This window comes from Streptomyces sp. CLV115, assembly GCF_038448545.1.
In the GTDB taxonomy this organism is placed as follows: Bacteria; Actinomycetota; Actinomycetes; order Streptomycetales; family Streptomycetaceae; genus Streptomyces; species Streptomyces sanglieri.
Map to the genome: position 1 here is coordinate 1 of NZ_JBCEWQ010000358.1, position 1029 is coordinate 1029.

Consider the following 1029-nt stretch of genomic DNA (forward strand, 5'->3'; position numbering starts at 1 on the left):
GGCCGGCCCCCTCGTCCCCACCCTCACCCCACCCGCACCCCCAGCGCATCGACCAGGTCCGTGCCGAACTGGACGAGCTGAGCGACTACCTCCGTAAGGAGGAGGGCCGGTGAACGGGCGTCTCATCGGCGGGCGCTACCAGCTGGCGACCCTCCTCGGCCAGGGCGGCATGGGCCAGGTCTGGACCGCCTACGACCAGCGCCTGGACCGCCGCGTCGCGGTGAAGCTGCTCCGCCCCGACCGGGTCACCGGCCCCATCGACAGCGAGGCCGCGGACGAGCTGCGCCGCCGCTTCGTCCGCGAGTGCCGGGTCACCGCCCAGGTCGACCACCCGGGCCTGGTCACCGTCCACGACGCGGGCAGCGACGGCGACGACCTGTTCCTCGTCATGCAGTACGTCGAGGGCGCCGACCTCGCCGACCATCTCGCCGAGCACGACCCGTACCCCTGGCAGTGGTCCGTCGCGGTCGCCGCCCAGCTCTGCGCCGTCCTGTGCGCCGTGCACGCGGTGCCGATCGTCCACCGCGACCTCAAGCCCCGCAACGTGATGGTGCGCCCGGACGGCACCGTCACCGTGCTCGACCTGGGCGTCGCCTCCGTCCTGGACACCGACACCACCCGGCTCACCCACACCGGTTCACCGATCGGCTCCCCGGCCTACATGGCCCCCGAGCAGGCGATGGGCGGCGCCGTCGGCCCGTACACCGATCTGTACGCCCTCGGCGTGCTTCTGCACGAACTGCTCAGCGGCGAGGTGCCGTTCGCCGGGTCCACCGCCCTCGGCGTGCTCCACCGCCACCTCCACGAGCCCCCGGTCCCGGTCCGCCGGACCAGGCCCGACATCCCCGAGCCGCTCGAAGCGCTGGTGCTGCGGCTGCTCGCCAAGGACCCGCAGCACCGCCCCTCCGGCGCCCAGGAGGTGTACGAACACCTCGCCCCGCTGCTCCCCTCGCCGGGCACCGGACTCTCCGTCGGACCGCTCGACCCGACCCGCCCCTTCCTGCGCCCGCACGCCCCGTGGCCCGAGCG

General features: G+C 74.2%; 1 protein-coding gene. It reads left to right on the forward strand.

From position 1 onward, the window contains the following. Positions 1-169: 169 nt before the first annotated feature. A partial coding sequence (locus AADR41_RS42125; RefSeq protein WP_342287759.1) for a serine/threonine-protein kinase occupies positions 170-1029 on the forward strand: 860 nt, incomplete at its 3' end.